1 protein-coding gene and 1 pseudogene are annotated in these 2,485 nt (G+C 70.6%); one reads left to right on the top strand and one right to left on the bottom strand.

Annotated elements, in window-relative coordinates; translation table 11 throughout:
- Positions 1-159, bottom strand: a pseudogene (locus HW445_RS33785) (PucR family transcriptional regulator); the annotation flags it as partial.
- Positions 160-446: 287 nt separating this feature from the next.
- Between HW445_RS33785 and HW445_RS26725 the strand changes: the two are divergent.
- Positions 447-2,465 (top strand): SPFH domain-containing protein, encoded by a 2,019-nt coding sequence (locus HW445_RS26725; protein WP_180223446.1) that lies wholly within the window; start codon positions 447-449, stop codon positions 2,463-2,465.
- The last annotated feature ends 20 nt before the right edge of the window (positions 2,466-2,485 follow it).

Here is a 2,485-nt window from a genome sequence, read left to right as displayed (position 1 = left end):
CATCCCGCGCAGTCCGAGCCCCGCCTCGGCCGCCTGCTCGCCCAGTTCACGCCGCGACTCCAGCTCGTCGCGGGTCAGGCGGCGCCCGGTGTCCGCGACCTCGGTCAGGATGCGGTCGAGCCCCTCCAGGAACACCGCCGGTTCCCCTGCTGCGGACATCGCCCCACCGCCCGTTCCTTGATGCTTCTTAACGCGTTCTTGACGCCCATCCGGCAGGGAGACCCTAGTCAACACTGCCGGAAACCGGCAATGCGCCGGTGGATCACGGGCGTTCATGATGTGTGTACGGGGAGCACGGGGGACGACTCCGGTTCCGGATCCCGGCAGTGTGCCGCGTTCCGGAGCCGGAAATCCCCGCCGACGGCCCCGCCGTGGCCTCGCCCGCGCGCCGTCCGAACGTTCTCCGTACCGCTCAGAGGTCTTCCCTGACGCTTGAGGACGTTGCCATGGACGCTGTCTCCACCGGCATCGGCGTGGTTCTCGCCGGCTGCCTGCTCGTCGCCCTGCTGCTGATGCTGGTCTTCTCCAAGCTGTTCCGAAAGGTGGAGCAGGGCAAGGCGCTGATCGTCTCCAAGATGCGGAAGGTGGACGTCACGTTCACCGGTCAGATCGTGCTGCCGGTGCTGCACAAGGCCGAGGTGATGGACATCTCGGTGAAGACCATCGAGATCGGCCGCACCGGACGGGACGGCCTGATCTGCCGGGACAACATCCGCGCCGACATCCGGATCACCTTCTTCGTCAAGGTCAACAAGACCGTCAACGACGTCATCCGGGTCGCCCAGTCCATCGGCACCGCCCGCGCCAGCGACCAGGGCACGTTGCAGGAACTGTTCAACGCCAAGTTCTCCGAGGCGCTGAAGACCGTCGGCAAGCAGATGGACTTCACCGACCTCTACACCAAGCGCGAGGAACTGCGGTTCCGGATCATCGAGGTCATCGGCGTCGACCTCAACGGCTACTGCCTCGAGGACGCCGCGATCGACTACCTGGAGCAGACCCCGCTCACCCAGCTCGACCCGGCCAACGTCCTGGACGCGCAGGGCATCCGCAAGATCACCGAACTCACCGCGATCGAGCACGTCCGGACCAACGAGGCGCGCCGGACCGAGGAGAAGGAGATCACCCGGCAGGACGTGGACGCCCGCGAGGCCATCCTGGAGCTGGAGCGCCGGCAGGCCGACGCGGAGATCAAGCAGAAGCGGGAGATCGACACCGTCCGCGCCCGCGAGGAGGCGGAGACCGCGCGGGTGGTGGAGGAGGAGCGCCTGCGGGCCCAGGCCGCCTTCCTGCGCACCGAGGAGCAGCTCGGCATCCAGCGGGAGAACCAGGCCCGTGAGATCGCCGTCGCCGCGAAGAACCGTGAGCGGGTCATCTCGATCGAGAACGAGCGGATCGAGAAGGACCGGCTGCTGGAGGTCATCGCCCGGGAGAGGGAGACCCAGCTGACCCGCATCGCCGCCGAGAAGGAGGTCGAGGCGGAGCGCCGGGAGATCGCCGAGGTGGTGCGCGAGCGCGTCGCCGTGGACCGGACGGTCGCCGAGCAGGAGGAGTCCATCAAGCGGCTGCGCGCGGTCGAGGAGGCCGAGCGGGAGCGTCAGGCCGTCGTCATCGCGGCGGAGGCCGAGGCGCAGGAGAAGCTGGTCAAGGACATCAAGGCCGCCGAGGCGGCGGAGGCCGCGGCGACGCACCGGGCCGCGGAGCAGCTCACCCTGGCCGAGGCGCGGCTGAAGACGGCGGACCTGGACGCGCGGGCCAAGCTGCGGCTCGCGGAGGCGGTCCGGGCGGAGGCCGCCGCGGAGGGTCTCGCGGCGGTGGAGGTCCGGGACGCGGAGGCCGAGGTGGTGCAGAAGACCGGGCTGGCCGAGGCCGCCGCCACCGAGGCGCGGATGCGGGCCGAGGCGGAAGGGCTGGAGGTCCGGCTGCGCGCCGAGGCGGCCGGCCTCACCGAGAAGGCCACCGCCATGGCCGCGCTGGACGACGCCTCCCGCACCCACGAGGAGTACCGGCTGCGGCTGGAGGCGGAGAAGGACATCCGGCTGGCCGGGCTGGACGTCCAGCGTCAGGTCGCCGAGGCGCAGGCCACGGTGCTGGCCACGGGGCTGGAGAACGCCGACATCAACATCGTCGGCGGGGAGTCCGTCTTCCTGGACCGGCTGGTCTCCTCGGTCTCGCTCGGCAAGGGGATCGACGGCTTCGTCCAGAACTCGCAGACGGCCCAGGCGCTCGGCAGGTCGTGGCTGGACGGAACGTCGGACTTCACGCAGGACCTGAGCCGGATGGTGGGCTCGGTCTCGGCCGGAGACGTCCGCGACCTGACGGTGTCGGCGCTGCTGACCCGGCTGATGTCCGCGCAGGACGGCGACGTCCGGCTGCGGTCCCTGCTCGACCGCGCCACGGAGCTCGGCCTCGCCGACACGCCGCTGGCGTCCCTGAACGGCCACGCGGCCACGGCCTCCCCCTGACCGCACCACCGCGCGCGGCG

This window comes from Streptomyces sp. UH6 (genome assembly GCF_013421635.1).
Classification (GTDB): Bacteria; Actinomycetota; Actinomycetes; order Streptomycetales; family Streptomycetaceae; genus Streptomyces; species Streptomyces abyssomicinicus.
Note: the sequence above shows the minus strand (reverse complement) of the source record. Positions and strands in the feature narration are given on the sequence as shown.

Coding starts and splice junctions, on each gene's coding strand:
- HW445_RS26725 (WP_180223446.1), top strand. CDS start 447: ATGGACGCTGTCTCCACCGGCATCGGCGTGGTTCTCGCCGGCTGCCTG.